19 protein-coding genes and 1 tRNA gene are annotated in these 20,365 nt (G+C 68.1%); 15 read left to right on the forward strand and 5 right to left on the reverse strand.

The annotated features are described in order from the left end of the window. Positions 1 to 152: 152 nt before the first annotated feature. Together QGN17_RS04105 and QGN17_RS04110 are read left to right on the forward strand one after the other, a co-directional pair. Entirely contained in the window at positions 153 to 2,081 is a 1,929-nt protein-coding gene (locus tag QGN17_RS04105; protein WP_390902676.1) for a potassium transporter Kup, read from the forward strand. A 5-nt stretch (positions 2,082 to 2,086) separates the two neighbouring features. Continuing rightward, positions 2,087 to 2,605 carry a 2'-5' RNA ligase family protein gene (locus tag QGN17_RS04110; RefSeq protein ID WP_281043244.1) on the forward strand — a complete coding sequence of 173 codons (519 nt, stop codon included), beginning with the start codon at positions 2,087 to 2,089 and terminating at the stop codon, positions 2,603 to 2,605. A gap of 2 nt (positions 2,606 to 2,607) precedes the next feature. Here the strand turns inward: QGN17_RS04110 and QGN17_RS04115 are convergent, their stop codons facing one another. Beyond that, entirely contained in the window at positions 2,608 to 3,015 is a 408-nt protein-coding gene (locus QGN17_RS04115; RefSeq protein ID WP_281043245.1) for a DUF3775 domain-containing protein, read from the reverse strand. Positions 3,016 to 3,167: 152 nt separating this feature from the next. Here QGN17_RS04115 and QGN17_RS04120 point away from each other — a divergent pair. Both QGN17_RS04120 and trxB read left to right on the forward strand, forming a co-directional pair. Continuing rightward, a tRNA-Met gene (locus QGN17_RS04120) sits at positions 3,168 to 3,244 on the forward strand. A gap of 102 nt (positions 3,245 to 3,346) precedes the next feature. Further along, the gene (gene trxB, locus QGN17_RS04125; protein ID WP_022688505.1) at positions 3,347 to 4,321 is read left to right on the forward strand and encodes a thioredoxin-disulfide reductase; all 975 of its coding nucleotides are present in this window, start codon (positions 3,347 to 3,349) and stop codon (positions 4,319 to 4,321) included. On the opposite strand, the gene QGN17_RS04130 is transcribed toward trxB, so the two are convergent. The 4 genes from QGN17_RS04130 to QGN17_RS04145 are packed head-to-tail and all read right to left on the reverse strand — an operon-like array spanning position 4,270 to position 6,993. After that, a complete protein-coding gene (locus tag QGN17_RS04130; protein WP_281043246.1) occupies positions 4,270 to 5,085 on the reverse strand; it encodes a hydrolase 1, exosortase A system-associated in 816 nt (271 codons plus the stop codon). The two genes, trxB and QGN17_RS04130, sit on opposite strands and share 52 nt — an antisense overlap. Further along, positions 5,070 to 5,732, reverse strand: a complete 663-nt coding sequence (locus tag QGN17_RS04135) for a hypothetical protein (RefSeq protein ID WP_281043247.1) — start codon at positions 5,730 to 5,732, stop codon at positions 5,070 to 5,072. The genes QGN17_RS04130 and QGN17_RS04135 overlap by 16 nt, the downstream gene beginning before the upstream one ends. After that, on the reverse strand, positions 5,729 to 5,983 hold the full coding sequence (locus QGN17_RS04140; protein WP_281043248.1) for an acyl carrier protein: 255 nt from the start codon (positions 5,981 to 5,983) through the stop codon (positions 5,729 to 5,731). Before QGN17_RS04140 ends, QGN17_RS04135 begins: the two co-directional genes overlap by 4 nt. An 11-nt stretch (positions 5,984 to 5,994) precedes the next feature. Beyond that, positions 5,995 to 6,993: a GNAT family N-acetyltransferase gene (locus tag QGN17_RS04145; protein WP_281043249.1), complete on the reverse strand. Its 999-nt coding sequence runs from the start codon at positions 6,991 to 6,993 to the stop codon at positions 5,995 to 5,997. Positions 6,994 to 7,031: 38 nt separating this feature from the next. Here QGN17_RS04145 and QGN17_RS04150 point away from each other — a divergent pair, with 38 nt between their 5' ends. From QGN17_RS04150 to xrtA, 11 genes are all read left to right on the forward strand, one after another. Further along, a complete protein-coding gene (locus QGN17_RS04150) occupies positions 7,032 to 8,552 on the forward strand; it encodes an acyl-CoA ligase (AMP-forming), exosortase A system-associated (protein ID WP_281043250.1) in 1,521 nt (506 codons plus the stop codon). Next, a complete protein-coding gene (locus tag QGN17_RS04155) occupies positions 8,549 to 9,790 on the forward strand; it encodes a pyridoxal-dependent decarboxylase, exosortase A system-associated (RefSeq protein WP_281043251.1) in 1,242 nt (413 codons plus the stop codon). The genes QGN17_RS04150 and QGN17_RS04155 overlap by 4 nt, the downstream gene beginning before the upstream one ends. Before the next feature lie 104 nt (positions 9,791 to 9,894). Beyond that, positions 9,895 to 10,536 (forward strand): XrtA/PEP-CTERM system exopolysaccharide export protein, encoded by a 642-nt coding sequence (locus tag QGN17_RS04160; protein WP_281043252.1) that lies wholly within the window; start codon positions 9,895 to 9,897, stop codon positions 10,534 to 10,536. 29 nt (positions 10,537 to 10,565) lie between these two features. After that, positions 10,566 to 12,104 (forward strand): XrtA system polysaccharide chain length determinant, encoded by a 1,539-nt coding sequence (locus QGN17_RS04165; RefSeq protein ID WP_281043253.1) that lies wholly within the window; start codon positions 10,566 to 10,568, stop codon positions 12,102 to 12,104. A gap of 14 nt (positions 12,105 to 12,118) precedes the next feature. Beyond that, complete coding sequence (locus QGN17_RS04170; RefSeq protein ID WP_281043254.1) at positions 12,119 to 13,060, forward strand: AAA family ATPase; 942 nt, start codon at positions 12,119 to 12,121, stop codon at positions 13,058 to 13,060. Further along, on the forward strand, positions 13,057 to 14,664 hold the full coding sequence (locus tag QGN17_RS04175) for a hypothetical protein (RefSeq protein WP_281043255.1): 1,608 nt from the start codon (positions 13,057 to 13,059) through the stop codon (positions 14,662 to 14,664). The genes QGN17_RS04170 and QGN17_RS04175 overlap by 4 nt, the downstream gene beginning before the upstream one ends. Positions 14,665 to 14,675: 11 nt before the next feature. Further along, the gene (locus QGN17_RS04180) at positions 14,676 to 15,713 is read left to right on the forward strand and encodes an XrtA/PEP-CTERM system-associated ATPase (protein ID WP_281043256.1); all 1,038 of its coding nucleotides are present in this window, start codon (positions 14,676 to 14,678) and stop codon (positions 15,711 to 15,713) included. Positions 15,714 to 15,754: 41 nt separating this feature from the next. Continuing rightward, positions 15,755 to 16,606 (forward strand): XrtA system polysaccharide deacetylase, encoded by an 852-nt coding sequence (locus QGN17_RS04185; RefSeq protein WP_281045134.1) that lies wholly within the window; start codon positions 15,755 to 15,757, stop codon positions 16,604 to 16,606. Next, a complete protein-coding gene (locus QGN17_RS04190; RefSeq protein WP_281043257.1) occupies positions 16,603 to 17,661 on the forward strand; it encodes a FemAB family XrtA/PEP-CTERM system-associated protein in 1,059 nt (352 codons plus the stop codon). The genes QGN17_RS04185 and QGN17_RS04190 overlap by 4 nt, the downstream gene beginning before the upstream one ends. 4 nt (positions 17,662 to 17,665) lie before the next feature. After that, a complete protein-coding gene (locus tag QGN17_RS04195; RefSeq protein ID WP_281043258.1) occupies positions 17,666 to 18,847 on the forward strand; it encodes a TIGR03087 family PEP-CTERM/XrtA system glycosyltransferase in 1,182 nt (393 codons plus the stop codon). Beyond that, positions 18,844 to 20,364 carry an exosortase A gene (gene xrtA / locus QGN17_RS04200; RefSeq protein ID WP_281043259.1) on the forward strand — a complete coding sequence of 507 codons (1,521 nt, stop codon included), beginning with the start codon at positions 18,844 to 18,846 and terminating at the stop codon, positions 20,362 to 20,364. Before QGN17_RS04195 ends, xrtA begins: the two co-directional genes overlap by 4 nt. Position 20,365 lies beyond the last annotated feature (1 nt).

Genomic DNA, 20,365 nt, shown 5'->3' on the forward strand with positions numbered 1-20,365 from the left:
GCAGGGGCAGGGGGGTGCTAGGGCCACGGCCCATCAGCCGGATCGGGGGACCGGCGCGTGGCGGGGAACGTATTTGTGATTGTCCGACGTCATCGTCCTGATCCGATGACCAGCCGATGAACGATCCGCAGGCACAGGCTCCGGATCCGGCCATGCCGCCGAAGCCCGGCGACCAGTCGTTGATCCCGCAGGAGCATCAGCCGCACGCGGGCGAGAGCCTGCTCAAGCTGTCGATCGGCGCGATCGGCGTGGTGTTCGGCGATATCGGCACCAGCCCGATCTACGCCTTCCGCGAAACCTTCGCCGGCCATCACAAGCTGCTGCCCGACGCGCCGCACGTGATGGGCGTGCTCAGCCTGATCTTCTGGTCGATGATGGTGGTGGTGACGCTGAAATACGTCTCCATCATCATGCGCGCCGACAACAAGGGCGAAGGCGGGAGCCTCGCGCTGCTGGCGCTCGTCTCGCGTTCGCTCAAGGGCGAGAAGCGCTGGACCAAGGGCCTCGTCCTGCTCGGCGTGTTCGCCACCGCGCTGTTCTTCGGCGATTCGATGATCACCCCGGCCATCTCGGTGCTGTCGGCGGTGGAAGGTCTCACCGTCGTCGAGAGCGGGATGGGCGAGTTCGTCATCCCGATCGCGATCGGCATCCTGATCGGCCTGTTCATGCTGCAGGCGCGCGGCACGGCGCGGATCGGCGTGCTGTTCGGCCCGATCATGCTGCTCTATTTCGCGGTGCTGGCGGTGCTCGGCCTCGTCAATCTCGTCGCAATGCCGGGCGTGCTGTGGTCGCTGAACCCGATGCACGCGCTGGCCTTCTTCGCGCACGAGCCGCTGCGTGCCTTCCTCGCCATGGGATCGGTCGTGCTGGCGGTGACCGGTGCCGAGGCGCTTTATGCCGACATGGGCCATTTCGGTCGCCAGCCGATCCGGCTGTCGTGGCTGGTGTTCGTGCTGCCGGCGCTGATGCTCAATTATCTGGGGCAGGGCGCGATGATCCTGTCGGCGACGCCCGCCGACGCGATGGAGATCATCAAGTCGCCCTTCTTCCTGCTGGCGCCGGACGAGTTCCGCCTGCCGCTCGTCATCCTCGCCACGATGGCGACGGTGATCGCCTCGCAGGCTGTGATCTCGGGCGCGTTCTCGGTCACGCAGCAGGCGATCCAGCTCGGCTTCATCCCTCGCCTGCGCATCACCCACACGTCCGCCGCCGCCGCCGGTCAGATCTACATCCCGGTGATCAACTGGACGCTGATGGTGATGGTGATCCTGCTGGTGCTGGGCTTCAAGACCTCCACCAACCTCGCCGCCGCCTACGGCATCGCGGTGACGGGCGCGATGCTGATCGACACGCTGCTGCTGGCGACCCTGCTCTTCTCGCTGTGGAAGTGGAACAAGGCCGGGGCGGGCGTGCTGATCCTGCTCTTCCTGCTGGTCGATCTCGCCTATTTCTCGGCCAATCTCACCAAGGTGCCCGACGGCGGCTGGTTCCCGCTGCTGATCGGCTTCATCGCCTTCACCCTGCTTACCACCTGGGCGAAGGGGCGTGAGCTGATGCTCAAGCGCCTCAACGAAGTGGCGATGCCCGTGCAGGTGTTCGTGAAATCCGCCGCCAATTCGGCCGAACGCGTGCCCGGAACCGCCGTATTCATGACGACCGCGCGCGACGGCGTGCCGCACGCGTTGCTCCACAACCTCAAGCACAACAAGGTGCTGCACGAGCGCGTGATCCTGCTTACCGTCCGCATCGAGGATGTCCCCTATGTCAGCCAGGCCTATCGCACGCAGGTGAAGGAGTTCGGGCAGGGCTTCTACCGCATGGTCGTCCATTACGGCTTCATGCAGGAGCCGGACGTGCCTGCCGCACTCTCCAACGTGCAGGGCATCGGCGCGCCGCTCCGGATGATGGACACCAGCTTCTTCCTCGCCCGCCAGACGCTGATCGCCTCGTCTCGACCCGGAATGTGGGTGTGGCGCGAGAAGTTGTTCGCCTGGATGCTGCGTAATGCGGAAAGCGCGATGGAATTCTTCAAGCTCCCCTCGAACCGCGTGGTGGAGCTGGGCAGCCAGGTCGAGATCTAGGGGCGATGGCGGGCGAGGTCGCGCCGGTCATCGTCGCGGCCGAGTTCGGCAAGGCGGATTCCGCCTGGCTCGATCGCCTGCGCCGCGCGCACTTTCCGGTCGAACGCAACGTCCTGCCGGCGCACCTCACGCTGTTCCATCATCTGCCGCCGGCCCTCCTGGCCGAGCTCGATACGCGGCTGAAGGCGGCGATGCGCGAAATGGCGCGGCCGTCTGCGACCATCGGCGAACCGATGCTGCTGGGGCGCGGCGTCGCACTACGGGTGCGTTGCGCCCCGCTGGAGGCGCTGAGAGCCGACCTCGCCGACATCTTCGCAGGATCGCTCACTCCGCAGGACGCCGCTGGCTGGCGCCCGCACGTCACCCTTCAGAACAAGGTCGAGCCATCGGTCGCGAGGGCGCTGCACGCCGCCCTGTGCCCCGAATTCGTCCAGCCACGTCCGCTCGTGCTGACGGGGCTGGCGACGCACCATTATCGCGGCGGACCGTGGGAGCGGATCGCCCGCTATCGCTTCGCGGGCTGATCTCAGTCGATCTGGCCCACGCCCTCGCAGCTGAGATCGAACGCGGCAAGCCCGGCTTCGAGATTTTCGGACAGGGTGGGCATGTCCATCAGGAGGTCGATCGCCGGCTCCGCGCCGTCGTCGCCGGCCTCCTCCAGCGCATCCTCCCATTCCGAAGCATCGTAGGTGCCCTGTCCGACCAGTGCGAGCGCCAGCAGTTCGATCTGCTGGTCTTCGGCGAGATCGTCGATGGCGGTGCGCAGTTCGTCGACCGCCGTCTCGTCCAGCTCGTCCTCCAGCACGTCGCGCTCGTCGTCCGAATCATCGACCGGATCGTCATTGTCGGGATCGATGCCGGGCACCTGGGCCTCCACCTCGCGCGAGCGGACGATGATGCGGCAGATGATGTCGAGTGGGGTTGCGAGGTCCATCGGTTTTCCTTGAGTCAACGATCCGGCTTTTCGGCGAAACGACGCTTGGGCGCCCCGGTTCCGGACCATTGCGACATCCTGTTGACCAGCCCGGCGCACGCCCCTATAGGCCGCGCTTCCGAGGCGGCGACGCGCCCCTCGAAGGACGGCGGGGCGGAGTAGCTCAGCTGGTTAGAGCAGCGGAATCATAATCCGCGTGTCGGGGGTTCAAGTCCCTCCTCCGCTACCACCGTCAATATCCCCGGCGATCTGAGTGATCGGAAATACCGCGGTTGCGCTGACCGGCATCGACACCCTATCTCACGATCAAATCCCGATACGAAGGCTTGCAATGACCGCCACCCATTCCACCCGTATGCTCATCCTCGGTTCCGGCCCAGCCGGTCTCTCGGCCGCCATCTACGGCGCACGGGCGGGGATGGCGCCGATCGTCGTGCAGGGCATCCAGCCGGGCGGACAGCTCACCACCACCACCGATGTCGAGAATTATCCGGGTTTCCGCGAGGTCATCCAGGGGCCGTGGCTGATGGAGGAGATGCAGGCGCAGGCCGAGCATGTCGGCGCGCAGATGATGTGGGACACGATCGTCGAGGTCGATCTCACCCAGCGCCCGTTCCGCCTCGTCGGCGACGGCGGCCATGTCTATCTCGGTGATACGCTGGTGATCGCCACCGGCGCGCAGGCCAAGTGGCTGGGCCTCGAAAGCGAGCAGAAGCTGCGTGGGCAGGGCGTCTCCGCCTGCGCGACCTGCGACGGCTTCTTCTTCCGTGGCAAGAAGGTGGCGGTGATCGGCGGCGGCAACACGGCCGTCGAGGAGGCCCTGTACCTCACCAATCACAGCCATGACGTCACCCTGATCCACCGCCGCGATTCGCTGCGCGCCGAGAAGATCCTGCAGGAGCGACTGTTCAAGCATCACGGCATCAAGGTGCTGTGGAACACCGAGGTCGAGGAGTTCGTCGGCGGCGAGGGCAATGAAGGCCTCGTCGCGCTGAACCTGAAGGATACGCAGACCGGCGAGACGAGCACGCTCGACGTGCATGGCGGCTTCGTTGCGATCGGCCACCACCCCGCGACCGAGCTGTTCGAAGGGCATCTGGCGCTCGACGAGGACCATTACATCAAGGTCGAGCCGGGCACGACGCGTACCTCCGTGCCGGGCGTGTTCGCGTGCGGCGACGTGATGGACAAGATCTACCGCCAGGCGATCACGGCGGCGGGCACCGGCTGCATGGCCGCGCTCGATGCCGAGCGTTATCTGGCCGAGGCGGACTTCGAGGCCGAGGAAGCGGTCGCCGCCGAATAATCGATCAGGGTCCGCGCCAGCGCCTCGAACGCTGGCGGGTCGGCGAAGCTGTGGCTGGCGGTGGGGATGGAGACGATCTCCGCTGCTGGTTTGTCCTTTAGGCGGCGCCAAGCGGCGGCAAAAGCCTGGGCGGTGCCGTCGCCATCGGCGAGCACGATGCGCGTTTTCGGCGGCAGACCATCGGCTACGCGCCGGGCGAGACTGTCGTCGTCGCGACGTCCCGATCGGCGGAGGCCCCGCCAGAGCTTGCCGAGATCCACGCCGCCCCGCAGCAGCCGCATCCACGCCTGAGGATCGCGCAGACGTTGCCGGTAATGGCCCCGGATCGCGGCGGCGGGCGGCAGATCGTCCACCGGATCGACCACCCACGGATTCGCCAGCACCGCGCCGGACAGCCGGGGCAGGACGAGCGCAATCGCTGAAGCGCCGTCGCAAAGGCCGAAACCAAGAACCTGGGAAATATCGGGAAAGTTGTCCTTGAGCGCGGCCAGAGCTGCTGCTGCGTCCGCTCCGCTGTCCAGATAGCCCAGGTCGATGCCGCTACTGTCTCCCACGCCCCGGCGTTCGAAGCGTATCACGGCCTGTCCCGTTTCGGACAAGCGGGCCGCCAGTCGTTCATAGAGGCGATGCGGACCGACCCGTGTCTGTCTCCCGCCGACCACGAAGATCCAGCCGATGCGCGCATCTTCGGGGCCATCGAGTGTGGCGAGCAGCGTTTCGCCCTCGCACGGCAACGCAACAATCCGCCTCAAGCCTTTATCCAATCGGCAATGTCACGCGCGATTGCCTCGGCGGTCGCGGTGTCGAAATCCGGTTCGGGGCGGCGCCAGAGCGGATGCCCCTCGATCCGCGCCTCGGCCGGCCGATCATCGGCTGCGAGACGAACCGTCCGTACGACGGGTGATGCCTCGGTATCCGCGGCAGCGAGAGCCTCGGCGAGATCGGGGGACAAGGTGTAGCCAGCGGGATGCGCCGGATCGCTGCCACTGGCGATGGCGCTTCGGCGCAGGTCGCTGAGCAGCGAACGACCGCTCGTCGGCGCCAGCCGCCATGCCGGGACAGCCAGGGCACGATCGAGCAACGCTCCGCCGCGAAACGCCGCGACGGCCGGGTGTCGCCCGGTCTCGCCTTCGACGACGGCCGCCGCTGCCTGCACCGCTGACTGCCATTCCTGCCAGCGGATCGTTTCCAGCCCGCGCGGGCTTTCGCCGGTGCCCGGCAGGTCGGGAAGCCAGCAGCCGATGCCGTTATGGGCGAGTGTCCGGCAGACGCTCGCGATCAGCAGCCGGCATCTGTTCATTTCCTCGAACAGAGGTTGCAGAACAAGTAGTTGTGGGCCGTTTGTCTCACCATATGCGAGCATGAACTCACCGCCCGCATACTCGTGGATGCGCGGGCCGCGCTGGCTCATTCGCCGCGCTTGGCCTTCACGAAGGCGACCAGCCCGCCGAACGTTTCCAGCATCTCGCCGCCTACCTCATCATCCTCGATCAGGATGTGCAGCCGGTCCTCGATCTCGGTGAGCAGGCCGGCAACCGCCATCGAATCGAGTTCGGGCATCGCGCCGAACAGGGGGGTGGAGGTGTCGATCGCATCGGCGCGCGCGGCGTCCAGCCCCAGCACGTCGCGCAGGATCGCGCGCAATTGGTCCTCTATGCTCATCGCCAGACCGCCTAGCCGCCCCGGAACCGGCGGACAAGCCGCGCCGCGCGCTCACGCCCGATGCCGGCGAGGCCGCGCAGACTGTCGGGCCGATAGGCGTCGATCCGGTAGATCGGGTTGGGTGTGTCCATCCACTCGGCCTTGTAGGGTTCGTCGCCGAGGCCGAAGTCGATGCGTGTGACCCGATCCTCGTCGATCGCGGCGCGGAACATGGCGTGGCTGAGGATCGTGCCGGGCGAAATCTCCTTCGCGCCTTCGCGGTGCGCCAGCTTGTGGATCGTCGCCGTGCCGTTCTCGATAAGCCAGAGCTGCGCCGCAATGGCCCGGCCCCGCCCGTCCTTCGCGATGCCGAGCCGGAGCGTGCCGGCGGCCCCTTCCTGCTCGGCCAGCGCGCGCAGGAAGGGCATCGATCCTTCGGACGGCTTCCAGCTGTCGGCATAGATCGCCTCGTAATCGGCCCAGGCGGAGGCATCGAACCGGCGATGGATCGTGATGGCGAGCGGATGACGCTTCATCCGCCGCGCGGTCGTGTTGCGGAGCTGACCGGGCCGCTCGCGCCAGAACTCGGCGAAGGTCTTGCCCGTCACGTCGATCGTCCAGTTTGTGGACACACGATCGGTGAACGCCCGCCAGCCCGCATGCTTCAGGGCGGCGTCGAGCCGGTTCGCCTCGGCCAAATCTAGCGGATTCAGGATGAGGCGGCTGTAGCGACGGCCCGCGTCCACGAGCATAGCAGCGAGCGCGGCCGGCTCGTCGATGATCGGCCGCCACGCGAGGCCGTACCATTTGGAGAGCGCCACCGCCCGGCCCGGCCCGTCGCCGACGAGGAACAGCCAGCCGCCGTCCGCGTGCAGAACAGCGGGCGGCGTCTCCGGATGGAGGTGCGTTCCCATCAGGCGATACCAGTCCAGCCGGTCGAACAGGATCGGCCGGCGCGTGCGATCGAGCGCGTCGCCGGCGCGGGCGGCGATCGCATCCCAGTCATCCAGCCATTCCACCGAGACGGTCATCGCGCTATCCCCACGCGCAATCTGTGGCGCGGCGGGGGATGGAATTGCAAGCGGCGAGCGAATGGGATGGGCTGGAAGCGCTGCCGCAAAGGCTCGATCGGCTGACGCTGTGCGGACGGCCGGCCGATGTGGCGCTGATCGACCGCGAGGGAGAACTGGATTTCGCCGGCCTTGATCATGCGGTCGGCGCGCTCGCGGCGCATCTTGCGGATCGCGCCGCGCCGGGCGAGCGGATCGCGAGCTGGCTCCCCAAGACGCGGACCGCCTGCCTGCTGGCGCTGGCGTGCGCGCGAGCCGGGCTGGTGCATGTGCCGGTCAATCCGCTGCTCAAGCGCGCGCAGGTGGCGCACATCCTCGCCGATAGCGGTGCGCGGCTGCTGATTACCCAGCCGGCGCGCGCGACGCTTCTGGCGCCGGGCGATCTGCCGGAGGATTGCGCCTTGTCGAGCGAGGAGGGCTTGCTCGATTATCCCGCGCCGCTGCCGCCGTCCGACGGCGACACCGATGCGCTGGCGGCCTTGCTCTACACCTCGGGTTCGACCGGCCGACCCAAGGGCGTGATGCTGAGCCACGCCAATCTGTGGCTCGGCGCGGTCGCGGTGGCGCATTATCTGCGCGTCGAACCGCAGGACCGGACGCTCGCGGTGCTGCCGCTCAGCTTCGACGCCGGGCTGAACCAGTTGCTGTCGACCTGGGCGGCGGGCGCCTCTGTGGTGCCGCTTGATTATCTGGTGGCCAATGATGTCGTGCGCGCGGTGGCGCGGTATCATGTCACCACGCTGGCGGGGGTGCCGCCGCTCTGGCTGCAATTGTCCGAGGCGAAGTGGGCGGACGGGGCGGGCGACACGCTGCGTATTCTCTCCGCGACGGGCGGGCGGATGCCGGTGCCGCTGGTGCGCCGCTTGCGCGGACTGTTCCCGCAGGCCAGCCTGACATTGATGTACGGCCTGACCGAAGCCTTCCGCTCGACCCGCCTCGATCCGACGCTGGTCGATGCGCATCCCGAATCGATCGGGCGCGCCATTCCGTTCGCCGAGGTGATGGCAGTCCGGCCCGATGGTGCGCTGGCCGGTGACGACGAGCGAGGTGAACTGGTCCATGCCGGGCCGCTGGTCGGGCAGGGCTATTGGCGTGATCCGGAGCGGACGGCACTGCGCTACCGGCCGGCGCCGGCGGGATCGCGCTACGGCGGCACCGCCGTCTGGTCCGGCGATACGGTGGTGCGGGACGCTGAGGGGCTTTTGCGCTTCGTCGGACGCGATGACGAGATGATCAAGGTTTCCGGCAACCGCGTCAGCCCGACCGAGATCGAGGAGGCGGCGATCGCCAGCGGCGCGGTGGCGGAGGCGGTGGCGCTTGGTGTGCCGGACGAGCGGCTGGGGCAGGCGATCCGGCTGGTGGTGCGCGGATCGGGCGACGAAGCCAGGCTGGCCGCTCACTTCAAGGCCGAGCTTCCCACCTTCCAGCAACCGCGCGAGGTGATCTGGGTGGACGCACTGCCCCGAAACCCCAACGGCAAGCTCGATCGTGCTGCTATCGCGAAGGAGCATGGCGCATGAAGCCGCTCGGCCCGATCCCGCCCGGTTATGATGCCGACGCCGAAGGGCGCCTGCTGATCGGCGGTCATGACGTCACCGCATTGATCGGGCAGGCCGGCGATACGCCGCTGTTTGCCTACGATCTCGGCATGGTCGCGCGGCGCGTCGAGCAGCTGCGCGCGGCGATGCCGGCGGGGCTGGAGATCCACTATGCGATCAAGGCCAATCCGTTCGCGCCATTGGTCGCGGCTATGGCGCGGATGGTCGATGGCTTCGATGTCGCTTCGGACGGCGAACTGGCGCGCGCGATCGATGCGGGGATGGCGGCCGATCGCATCAGCTTCGCCGGACCGGCCAAGAAAGCACGCGAGCTGGAGGCGGCGATCCGCGCCGGCGCCACGATCAACCTCGAATCGGAACACGAGGCGGACCGCGCGCTGTCGATCGGCGAGGCGCTGGGGCTGCCGCCGCGGCTCGCCGTCCGCATCAACCCGGAGTTCGAGTTGCGCGGATCGGGGATGCGGATGGGCGGCGGCGCCAAGCCGTTCGGCGTGGATCAGGCGCGGGTGCCGGCGCTGGTACGGCGCATTGTGGATGCCGGGGCGGATTATCGCGGCCTGCATATCTTCGCCGGCTCCCAGTCGCTCGATCGTGACGCCATCATCGAGACGCAGGCCAACAGCGTCGCGCTCGCCCGCGTCATAGACCAGGAGACGGGGACGCGCGCTCCACTGGTCAATCTCGGCGGTGGCTTCGGCGTGCCGTATTTCGCGGGTGACGTCGCGCTCGACGTAGAGGTAATCGGCGCCGCGCTGGCCGAGCAGGTCGGGGACGAGGCATCGCGTTATGCGATCGAGCTCGGACGCTGGCTGGTCGCGGAGGCGGGCGTCTATCTCGCCCGCGTGGTCGACCGGAAGGAGAGCCACGGCAAGGTCTTCCTCGTCACCGATGGCGGGTTGCACCATCAGCTTGCCGCCTCGGGCAATTTCGGCACAGTCGTCCGCCGCAACTATCCCGTCGCTGTCGCGACGAAATTCGGCGCCGAGCCGGAGGAGGAGGCGAGTGTCGTCGGTTGCCTCTGCACCCCGCTTGATCGGCTGGCCGACGATGCCATGCTGCCCCGCGCGGACGCGGGTGACGTCATCGCGGTGTTCCTCGCCGGGGCCTATGGCGCCACCGCCTCGCCCGCCGCCTTCCTCGGCCACCCGGCTCCCCACGAAATCACGATTTCCCCCGAAAGCGCTGTTATCCTAACGTAAAAATAACCTCTCACAGCGTAGGCCGACGATCGGAAGACCCGCGAATGCGTGTGCCGAAGGCCTCGGCGCACGTCCCTTCGCGGCGAATGAAGGGGATTTAGGTCATGCGGTTCGAGGGCGCTTCGAAGACGGTACTGGCGGCGATGCTGTGCAGTGTCGTGACGGGCTGCGCATCGGGGGCCGGCGGTCCACCGCTGCCGCCCGCCAACTTCGTGTCGACGCAGGAAGAGCCGGGCGAGGCGTATGTCATCGGCCCGATGGACCAGCTCACCATCTTCGTATGGCGCAATCCGGAACTGGGCGGCAAGGTGCAGGTGCGTCCCGACGGCCGCATCACCACGCCGCTGATCGCGGACCTGCCCGCCGTGGGCAAGACGCCCGCGCAGCTCAGCGAGGACATCAAGGCCGCGCTGTCCAAGTACGTGCAGGATCCGCTCGTCTCGGTGATGGTCGACAATTTCCAGGGCACCTACTCGCAGCAGGTCCGCGTCGTCGGCGCAACCGACAAGCCGGCGAGCCTGCCTTACCGTGCCAACATGACGCTGCTCGACGCCATGATCGCGGTGGGTGGACTGTCCCAATATGCGGCAGGTGATCGTGCCAAATTGGTGCGCTTCGACAAGGCGACGGGTAAGCAGAAGGAATATCCGGTCCAGATCGCCAAGCTCCTGAAGCACGGCGATGTCCGCGCGAACGTGAAGCTCGAGCCGGGTGACGTCATCATCATCCCCGAGAGCATGTTCTAAGCGGCCGGTAGCGAGGCTTAGGCAGAGACATGCAGGCGATCCTCGACGAGATCCGGGTGGGCATCCACGCCGTCTGGCGCCGCCGCTGGCTGGCGCTGGCGGTGGCGTGGGCCATCGCATTGGTGGGGTGGCTCGCCGTCTCGCTGATCCCCAACACCTACCAGAGCACCGCGCGCGTCTACATCACGCCGCAGTCGATCCTGCCGCAGGCCGTGGGCATCAGCGCCAACGACCAGCAGCAGGACATCGACAGCTTCCGCCAGACGCTGACCTCGTCCGAGAACCTGACGGGGGTGATCAAGTCGACCCCGGCGCTCGCCCGCCAGGCCAGCAATCCGCGCGACCTCGCCAACGAGGTGACGCGCCTGGCCAACGCCGTCAGCATCAAGTCCACGCAGGACGATCTGTTCGATGTCAGCGTGGCCTTGTCCGGCGGCGGCTATTCGGATTCGCAGAATGCGCACCTCGCCCAGACGGTGACGCAGAAGCTGCTCGACGCCTTCTACACCAGCTATTCGGCCGGCAATGCCGACGAGGCCCAGCGTTCGCTCAAGTTCCTCGACGCGCAGCTCGCGCAGCGGGGCGCGCAGCTTCAGGATGCCGAGAACAAGCAGCAGGCGTTCGAGGCCAAATATATGGGGATGCTGCCCGGCACCGGCTCCATCGCGGACCGGATGCAGACGGCGCAGGGCCAGCTGCAGGATGTCGAGACCCAGCTCGCCTCGGCGCAGGCGGCACTGGCCGCGGTGAACGGCCAGATGGCCGGCACGCCCGCGACCATTCCCGGCGTCGCCGTTCCCGGCACCGTCGGCGGGCCGCGCCAGCAGCTCGCGCAGCTGCAGGGCCAGCTCGCCGCCGACCAGGCGCAGGGCTGGACCGACCAGCATCCCGATGTCATTTCGCTGAAGAAGCAGATCGCCCGTATCTCCGGCGCTGCGGCGGCGGATACCGGCGGCGGCGCGGGCAGCCAGCCCAACCCGGCCTATCTCTCTCTGCGATCGTTGCAGGCGGACAAGCAGGCGACCTTCGCCGCACTTTCCACCCGTCGCGCCCAGCTCCAGTCCGATCTCGCGACTTTCGCCGCCAAGCAGGCCGGCGCGCCCGAAATCACCGCCGAGCAGGCCAAGCTGTCGCGCGATCACGACGTGCTCCAGCAGCAATATGACAAGCTGCTGCAGGACCGCGAGGCGATCAAGCTGCGCGCCGACGCGCAGAATAGCGACGGCAGCGTGCAGTTCCGCGTCATCGCGCCGCCGAGCTTCTCGAAGGTGCCGGCCAAGCCGATGCGCCCGCTGCTGCTGACCGGCGTGCTGCTGGTCGCGGTGCTGGGCGGCGCGGCGGTCGCCTTCCTCAAACACAAGATGCAGTCCAGCTTCTCGACGCCGACCGCGCTGGCGGCGGCGAGCGGCCTGCCGGTGCTGGGTGCCGTCAGCTTCGTGCACAGCGCGAAGCAGAAGGCCGAGGCGGCGCAGCAATTCAAGTGGTTCGCGGGGGCGGGCGGCGCGCTGGCGGGGGCGTTCGTGCTCCTGCTCGCGGTCGAGTTCGTCCAGCGCGGGCTGATGGCGTGACGGGAGACGATGGCATGAGCAAGCACAGCCCGATCGCCCCCGATCCCAATGGCGGCGACCGCCCCAAGGCGCCGCGCGGTCCGTCGCTCGTCGAGCGGGCGGCGAGCGTCTACGATTTCGGCGAGAAGCTGCGCGGCACCGGCCAGCCCGAGGTTGCGCCCCGGCCGGTCGAGCAGCGCGCGGCGGTCTCTTTTGCGCCCGTGGCCCCGCAGCCGGTCGATTTCGGCGCTGCCGCCGCACCGCGCTTCGGCACGGTCGCGATCGAGGAACTGCGCGAAGGCGGGTTCATCGTGCCGGACAGCGGCGCCACCGCGATCGCGGAGGAATTCCGTATCGTGAAGCGCCAGCTGCTGCGCGGCATGGACGATGCGCCGAAAGGCCGCACCATCCTGGTCTGCTCGGCGCGCCCCGACGAGGGCAAGACCTTCTGTGCGATCAACCTCGCGCTCAGCCTCGCCGCCGAGAAGGATGTCGAGGTGGTGCTGGTCGATGCCGACGTCGCCAAGCCGGAGGTGCTTTCGACCCTCGGCCTCGAGGGCGGGCCGGGCCTGATCGATGCGGTTGCCGATCCGTCGGTGGACGTCGAGGGCTGCATCATCCGCACCGACATTCAGGGCCTCTCGGTCCTGCCGGCCGGCCGCCAGACCAACGAGGCGACCGAGTTGCTCGCGTCGGCCCGTACCACGCAGATTCTTGAGCGGCTGCGGTCACGTGATCCGCGCCGGATCATCCTGTTCGATTCCTCGCCGGCGCTCGCCGCCTCGACGGGGTCGGTGCTGGCGATGCACGCCGGGCAGTTGCTGTTCGTCGTCCGCGCCGAAAAGACCGGCGAGACGGAGTTGCGTGAAGCGCTCGAGCTGCTGTCGGCCTGCCCGAAGCCACAGCTCCTCCTCAATGGCGTTGAGTTCGGCGGGTCCAGCCGCCGCTTCGGCCAATATTACGGAATCGACGGATGAAGCGGCTCGCTCTTTCCGCCGCCCTGCTGACGCTGCCGGCGCTCGTCGCCGCACCGGCGGGCGCGCGGACCACCATCCATCCCTATATCGAGGCCCAGCAGGTCTTCACGGCGGACCTGACCGGCCACGATCAGGATGCGGTGACCTATACCGGTGTCGCGGCCGGCGTGGACGCGACTCTCGATGGCACGCACGTGCAGGGCCAGATCGACTATCGCTACGATCACTATTTCTCCTGGTCGCACAAATATCAGGACACCGACACCCACCAGGGCCTGGGTGTGATCACCTACAAGCCGACCCAGTCGCTCTCCTTCGACGCGGCGGGCCTCGCGACGCGGGCGAGCGGCGGCTTCGGGCGCCGCGCGCCGGGTTATGTGTTCGGCGACACCAGCAACACGCAGCAGATCTATGCGGTGCAGGCCGGCCCGAGCTACGCGACGCGTGTCGGAGACGTCGGCGTGAGTGCCGACTACCGCTTCGGCTGGACCAAGACGGGCAGCGGCAGCGACCTCGATCTGGGGCCGGGGCAGCCCGTGCTGCAGAACGATTTCACCACGATCAGCAACTCCGTCTATGCCTCGGCGGGCACCGATCCGGGCGGGTACGGCCTGCCCTTCGGTCTCAAGTTGTCGGGCGGCGCGAACCGCGATCAGGTCCACTTCCTCGATGCGCGGCTGGACAGCGTCTTCGGACGCGCCGACGCGACCATGCCGGTGTCCGATACCGTCGCGCTGGAGGGCGGCGTGGGCTGGGAGAAGAACCGCGCCACCTCGCGCCAGATCCTGACCGACGCGCAGGGCAATGCGATGCTCGACGAGGACCGCCACCTGCAGGCCGACAAGAGCAAGAAGCGCCAGCTCACCTACGATCAGGACGGCCTGATCTGGGACGTCGGCGTGCTGTGGCGGCCGAGCGCGCGCACCTCGCTGGAGGTGCATGGCGGCCGCCGCTACGGCGAGACCGTGGTGTTCGGCAAGTTCGAGCATCAGATCAACGCATCGAGCGCGGTCGAGGTTGTCGCCTATGACGACGTGACCAGCTTCGGCCGCCAGCTCACCAGCGAGGTCGGCGCGATGCCCAGCAGCTTCAACAGCTTCGCGCCGCCGATCCCGACGACGCTGGCCGGCTGCGTGTTCGGCGCCAATGGCGGGCAGGGCGGCTGCCTGCCGGCGCTGTCCTCGGTCAGCTCGAACTTCTATCGTTCGCGCGGCGTGTGGGCGAACTGGTCCTCGCAGCGGGGCCTGTGGACCTACGGCCTCAGCGTCAGCTACGATCACCGCCACTATCTGGCCCCGGTCTATGGCGACCAGATCTTCGGCGCCTCGGCCGCCAACGACCAGAGCGTGACGATCAACGGGGTCGCGGTGCGCAAGCTCTCGGCCAGCTCCAGCGTGGCCTTCAACGGCCTTGCCGCCTGGTATGACAGCGACGCGTTCGATACCTCGCCTTACTGGGTCTATGGCGGATCGGTGAGCTATTACCGGGATTTCGGCCGCCACCTTTCGGGCACCGCATCGGTCAGCGCCTCGTCCGGCGCCGGCGACAACCGCGACAACGACGTGATCGGCACGGCCCTCGTCTCGATCCGCTATACGATGTAAGGGAAGGCAGCATGTACGACCGCCATTACGGCTTCAGCGATCGCCCCTTCCAGCTCACGCCGGACGCGCGTTTCTGGTTCGAGAGCAAGACGCACCGCACCGCCATGGCCTATCTGGGCTATGGTCTTGCGCAGGGCGAGGGCTTCATCGTCATCACCGGTGACGTCGGGGCGGGCAAGACCACGCTGGTCGGCCACCTGATGGCCTCGATCGATCCGCAGCGGCTTCACGCCATCCGCCTCGTCTCGACGCAGGTCGAGGGCGAGGACATGCTGCGCCTCGCCGCCCAGCAGCTCGGCCTCGCGACCGAAGGTCTGGCCAAGGCGCAGCTGCTCGATCGGATCGAGCGCACGCTGCGTCTCCACGCCGCCGAAGGGCGCCAGACGCTGCTGATCGTGGACGAGGCGCAGAACCTGCCGCTGTCCGCGCTGGAAGAGCTGCGTATGCTCTCCAACTTCCAGAATGGCGGCCAATCGCTGCTGCAGATCTTCCTGCTCGGCCAGCCCGAATTCCGCGAGCGGTTCGAGACCAGTCAGCATCTGGAGCAGCTGCGCCAGCGCGTGATCGCCACGCACCATCTGACCCCGATGGAGGCCGAGGAGATTGCGCCCTATATCCAGCATCGCCTGAAGCTGGTCGGCTGGGAGAACAACCCCGCCTTCACCGAGGATGCCTGGGTCGCGCTCTACAAACATTCGGGCGGCGTGCCGCGCCGGCTCAACGTGCTGGCGGGCCGCGTGCTGCTGCACGGATCGGTCGAGGGGCTGAACCGCATCGACGGCGCGACCGTCGACATGGTCGCCGCCGATCAGGGCGAGGAGCGCGCCACCGTGGCCGCGCCGCCGCGCCGTCGCGCCGCCGATGCCGCACCGCCGACCGAGGCCGCGCCCGTCCGCATCGTCACCGCGCAGGATCCGGCGCTGCTGGATCGGATCGCCGAGCTGGAAGAGCGGCTGGACGAGCAGGAGGCGGCGATCCGCCGCGTGCTCGGCCTGCTGATCGACTGGGTAGAGCGCGAGGAACCTGCCAACCAGCATTACGCCCGCTGAGCGAGGATGCCCCGGTGATGCGCGACGCGCTCTCCGTCCCCATGCGCAACGCGCTCTCCGTCGATGTCGAGGACTGGTTCCAGGTCGGCGCCTTCGAGAAGGTGATCGACAAGGGCGACTGGCCACGCCTCGAAAGCCGCGTCCAGCGCAACACCGACGCGGTGCTCGACCTGTTCCAGCGGGCGGGGGTGAAGGCGACTTTCTTCACGCTCGGCTGGGTGGCGGAACGCGCGCCCGAGCAGATGCGCCGCATCGTCGCCGAGGGGCACGAGATAGCCAGCCACGGCTGGGATCACGACCGCGTCTTCACGATGACGGCCGAGCAGTTTCGCGCCGATCTGCGTCGCGCCAGGGCGGCGATCGAGGATGCGGCGGGCGCGCCCGTCACAGGTTATCGCGCGCCGAGCTTCTCGATCGACAAGCGCACGCCGTGGGCGCACGCCGTGCTGGCGGAAGAGGGTTATGCCTATTCCTCGTCGGTGGCGCCGGTGAAGCACGATCATTACGGCTGGCCCGAAAGCCCGCGCTTCGTCTGGAAGCCGGTGGAGGGGAGCGAGATGATCGAGCTGCCCGTCACCACCGCGAGGCTGGGTGAGCGTACGCTGGCGGCGGGCGGCGGCGGCTTCTTCCGGCTGCTGCCTTACAAGTTCAGCAGCTGGGCGATCCGGCAGGTCAACGGCGAGGCGGGACGGCCGGCAGTGTTCTACTTCCACCCGTGGGAGATCGATCCCGGTCAGCCGCGCGTGGGGAACGCGCCTCTGCGCTCCAAGGTGCGCCACTACAGTCGCCTTTCTGCGATGGAGGGCAAGCTGGAGCGGCTGCTCAAGGATTTCGCCTGGGATCGCGTGGATCGCGTCGTCGCGGGCCAGCGGCCCAAGTCTCTCGAACAATGAACCCGGCCGAGGCAGTGTTTCCCGTCACCATCCGCACGCAGGCCGACGAGCCGGCTATCGCAGCCTATGTCCGCGCGCATCCCGAGGGCACGCCGTTCCACCTTCCGGCATGGCTGAACGGCGTCGCCAAGGGGACCGGCCAGCGCACCCACTGGATTATTGCCGAGCGGGGCGGGCGGATCGTCGGCGTGCTGCCGCTGACGGCGGTGAAGTCGATACTGTTCGGCAAGGCTCTGGTGTCGAGCGGCTTCGCGGTCGGCGGCGGCGTGCTGGCTGACGACCGGGCCGCGACCGACGCGCTGGTGCAGGCGGGCTGGGCGCTCGCCGAAAAGCTCGACTGCCCGAGCCTCGAACTACGCGGCGGCCCGCTGCCCGAGGGGGAGGGCTGGATCCACAAGCTCGAAAGCTATGCGGGCTTCGTTAGACCCATTGAGCAGGACGATGACGCGCAGCTGAAGGCGATCCCGCGCAAGCAGCGTGCTGAGGTGCGCAAGGCGCTCGATGCCGGCATGACGGTAACCGTCGGTCGCGGCGCCGAAGATCGCCGGGCGCACTACGCCGTTTATGCGGAGAGCGTCCGCAATCTCGGCACGCCCGTCTTCTCGCAGAAGCTCTTTGCCTCCGTCATGGATGCGTTCGGCGAGGATGCCGACATCCTCACCGTCCGCGACGAAGGCCGCCCGGTTGCCTCCGTCCTCAGCCTGTACCACAACGGGACGGTGATGCCGTATTGGGGCGGCGGCACCTTCGAGGCGCGGAAGTTGCGGGCGAATGAGCTGATGTATTTCGCGCTGATGCGCCATGCCCGTGGGCGGGGCTGCACGGCGTTCGATTTCGGCCGATCGAAGCCCGAGACCGGCGCCTTCGCCTACAAGAAGAATTGGGGCTTCGAACCGCAGCCGCTCGGATACGCGATCCGCACCGCCGACGGCGAGGCCCCGCGCGAGGTGAACCCGCTCAATCCGAAATATCAGGCGAAGATCAAAGCGTGGCAGAAGCTGCCGCTGTGGCTCGCCAACCGACTGGGGCCGCCGATCGCGCGCGGACTCGGGTAAGGCGATGGGCGATTTGCTGTTCCTCGCCCACCGCGTTCCCTATCCACCCGATCGCGGCGACAAGATCCGCTCCTACAACATCCTGAAGCATCTCGCGAAACGCCACCGCGTCCATCTCGCCGCCTTCGCCGACGACGAGGCGGACGAGCGCGCGGCGATGGAAGGCCTGAAACCGCTGGTCGCCAAGATGCATATCGAGCGGCGCACCCGCTCGCGTGGCGCGGCGGCGACGCTGGCGCTGGCGACGCACAAGTCGGTTTCGGTGACGGCGTTCGCGCATAAGGGCATGGCGGGTTTCGTCGATCGCCTGCTGGCCGACGAACTGATCGAGCAGGTCTACGTCTTCTCCGGCCAGATGGCGCAATATGCGCCGTCCGACCGGCCGTTCGTGATGGATTTCGTCGACATGGACTCGGAGAAGTTCGCCGCCTATGGCCGTGCCGCCAAACCGCCGATGCGCTGGATGTGGCAGCGCGAGGCGCGGCGGCTGTTCCATTTCGAGCGCGAGACCGCGCGCCGTGCCGTTGTTTCTCTTTTCGTGAGCGAGGCGGAGGCGACGCTGTTCCGGGCGCGGACCAAGCTCTCCGACGAACAGGTGCAGGTGCTGGAGAACGGCATCGACCTCGACGGCTATCGGCCGGCGCCGCATCCGATGGGGCAGGCGCCGCTGATCGTCTTCACCGGTCAGATGGATTATCCGCCCAACATCGAGGCAGCCGGCAGCTTCGCGCGCGATGCCATGCCGCGCATCCGCGCGCGCTTCTCCGATGCACGCTTTGCCATCGTCGGTCGCAAGCCCGATGCTTCGCTCATCGCGCTGGCGGGACGGCATGGCGTCGACGTGACCGGAGAGGTGGCGGATGTCCGTCCGTGGCTGGTCGAGGCCGATGCGGTGGTAGCGCCACTGCGGATCGCACGCGGCATCCAGAACAAGGTGCTGGAAGCGATGGCAATGGGCCGCCCGGTCGTCGCCAGCCGCCAGGCGTATGACGGCATCGACGCCGAGCCGGGCCGAGACCTGATCGTTGCCGATGGCCCGCAGGCGGAGGCGGACGCGGTGATCGCGCTGCTGTCCGATCCGGGCCGTGCCGAGGCGATCGGTAGCGCTGCCCGTGCGCGGGTCGAGGCACGCTATGCCTGGGCTGCGCGGCTGGCCCCGCTCGACGCGATGCTGGAGCATATATGAGCGAGGCCGCGCTCCCCGCTGCTTCGCCCCGTGTGGCGCTCGAAGGCTGGCGCGCGCATCTCGCGGCGCTCGGTGCGCTGGCACTGGCGATCCTCGCCATCTTCCACCGCGATGCCGCCGCGATGGCTTCGATCTGGTGGAACAGCTCCACCTACGAGCATTGCCTCGTCATCGTGCCGATCATCGCCTGGCTGGTCTGGCAGCGCGCGCCGTTGCTGGCCTCCATCGAACCGAAGAGCTGGCCGCTGCCGCTGCTGTGGATCGCGCTGGGCGGGCTCGGCTGGCTGGTGGGCGAGGCGGCGGGCGTGTCGCTGGCGCGGCAGCTCGGGCTCGTCATGATGCTGCAGGGCGCAGTCGCCGCCCTATTGGGGCGGGGCGTCACGGCCGGGTTGATCTTCCCGCTCTTCTACGCGCTGTTTCTCGTGCCGGCGGGCGACGGGCTGATCCCGCCGCTGCAGACGATCACGGCGAAGCTCTGCATGATCTTCCTCGCCATCGTGCATGTGCCCGCCACCATCGACGGTGTGTTCATCGCGACGCCTGCCGGGCTGTTCAAGGTGGCCGAGGCCTGTTCGGGCGCCAAGTTCCTGGTCGCGATGATCGCGCTCGGCGCGCTGGTCGCCAATCTGGGTTTCCGAAGCTGGTGGCGCCGCGCGGCGTTCATGGTCGTCTGCGTGGCGGTGCCGGTGCTCGCCAACGGGCTGCGCGCCTTCGGGACGATCTGGGTCGCGCAATATCGCGGCGCGCAATCGGCCGAGGGGTTCGATCACGTCGTCTACGGCTGGGTGTTCTTCGGCGTCGTGATCGCACTGGTGCTGGCGATGAGCTGGAAGTTCTTCGATCGTCCCGCCGATGCACCGCCCTTCGATCTGGCGCGGGCGACGGACGAGGCGGCGAAGCAGCGCGCGTCATGGTCGCTGCCGGTCGCGGCGGTGGCCGCGCTGGCCTTGTCGCTCGCGGCGCCCGCGTGGGAAATCGTCGCGACGGGGTCGGCCGCGACCTCGCCCGACATCGCGCTGGCGACGCCCGGCGGCTGGACGGAGGTCTCCGATCCGAAGGGCACGCCGTGGCGCCCGCGCTTCGACGGGGCACACGGCCCGGCCGCGCATTACCGGAACGCGCAGGGACAGGAGGTGGATGTCGTGCTCGCCTATTTCGACCAGCAGGGCGATGGCCGCTCGCTGGTCGGCTTCGGCCATGGCGCGGTCGATCCCGATGGGCCGTGGGCGTGGACCGCGGACCTGCCGGCGCCGGCCGATGGCCGTGCCGAGCGGCTGGTGGGACCGGGCGAGCGGATCGTGGTGAGTTTCTACGATGTCGGCGGCATGATCACCGGCAGCCCGGCGCGGGTGAAAATCGAGACGCTCAAGCGCCGGCTGCTCGGCGGCCCGCAATATGCCGCCGCCTATCTCGTCTCCGCCGACGAGACGAAAGGCGGCCGCGCAGCGATCGACCATTTCCTTGGCGGCCTCGGCCCCATAAAGCCGGCACTCGATCATATGGTGGGAGTGCGCTGAG

This window comes from Sphingomonas oryzagri, from assembly GCF_029906645.1.
Lineage (GTDB): Bacteria > Pseudomonadota > Alphaproteobacteria > Sphingomonadales > Sphingomonadaceae > Solisphingomonas > Solisphingomonas oryzagri.

Excerpts from the sequence above, each read along its gene's own strand:
- QGN17_RS04175 (WP_281043255.1), top strand. The coding sequence starts at position 13,057 with ATGAAGCGGCTCGCTCTTTCCGCCGCCCTGCTGACGCTGCCGGCGCTC.
- QGN17_RS04165 (WP_281043253.1), top strand. The coding sequence starts at position 10,566 with ATGCAGGCGATCCTCGACGAGATCCGGGTGGGCATCCACGCCGTCTGG.
- trxB (WP_022688505.1), top strand. The coding sequence starts at position 3,347 with ATGACCGCCACCCATTCCACCCGTATGCTCATCCTCGGTTCCGGCCCA.
- QGN17_RS04135 (WP_281043247.1), bottom strand. The coding sequence starts at position 5,732 with ATGAGCCAGCGCGGCCCGCGCATCCACGAGTATGCGGGCGGTGAGTTC.
- QGN17_RS04195 (WP_281043258.1), top strand. The coding sequence starts at position 17,666 with ATGGGCGATTTGCTGTTCCTCGCCCACCGCGTTCCCTATCCACCCGAT.
- QGN17_RS04170 (WP_281043254.1), top strand. The coding sequence starts at position 12,119 with ATGAGCAAGCACAGCCCGATCGCCCCCGATCCCAATGGCGGCGACCGC.
- QGN17_RS04160 (WP_281043252.1), top strand. The coding sequence starts at position 9,895 with ATGCGGTTCGAGGGCGCTTCGAAGACGGTACTGGCGGCGATGCTGTGC.
- QGN17_RS04115 (WP_281043245.1), bottom strand. The coding sequence starts at position 3,015 with ATGGACCTCGCAACCCCACTCGACATCATCTGCCGCATCATCGTCCGC.
- QGN17_RS04185 (WP_281045134.1), top strand. The coding sequence starts at position 15,755 with ATGCGCAACGCGCTCTCCGTCGATGTCGAGGACTGGTTCCAGGTCGGC.
- QGN17_RS04150 (WP_281043250.1), top strand. The coding sequence starts at position 7,032 with ATGGAATTGCAAGCGGCGAGCGAATGGGATGGGCTGGAAGCGCTGCCG.
- QGN17_RS04140 (WP_281043248.1), bottom strand. The coding sequence starts at position 5,983 with ATGAGCATAGAGGACCAATTGCGCGCGATCCTGCGCGACGTGCTGGGG.
- QGN17_RS04180 (WP_281043256.1), top strand. The coding sequence starts at position 14,676 with ATGTACGACCGCCATTACGGCTTCAGCGATCGCCCCTTCCAGCTCACG.
- QGN17_RS04190 (WP_281043257.1), top strand. The coding sequence starts at position 16,603 with ATGAACCCGGCCGAGGCAGTGTTTCCCGTCACCATCCGCACGCAGGCC.
- xrtA (WP_281043259.1), top strand. The coding sequence starts at position 18,844 with ATGAGCGAGGCCGCGCTCCCCGCTGCTTCGCCCCGTGTGGCGCTCGAA.
- QGN17_RS04155 (WP_281043251.1), top strand. The coding sequence starts at position 8,549 with ATGAAGCCGCTCGGCCCGATCCCGCCCGGTTATGATGCCGACGCCGAA.
- QGN17_RS04145 (WP_281043249.1), bottom strand. The coding sequence starts at position 6,993 with ATGACCGTCTCGGTGGAATGGCTGGATGACTGGGATGCGATCGCCGCC.
- QGN17_RS04110 (WP_281043244.1), top strand. The coding sequence starts at position 2,087 with ATGGCGGGCGAGGTCGCGCCGGTCATCGTCGCGGCCGAGTTCGGCAAG.
- QGN17_RS04105 (WP_390902676.1), top strand. The coding sequence starts at position 153 with ATGCCGCCGAAGCCCGGCGACCAGTCGTTGATCCCGCAGGAGCATCAG.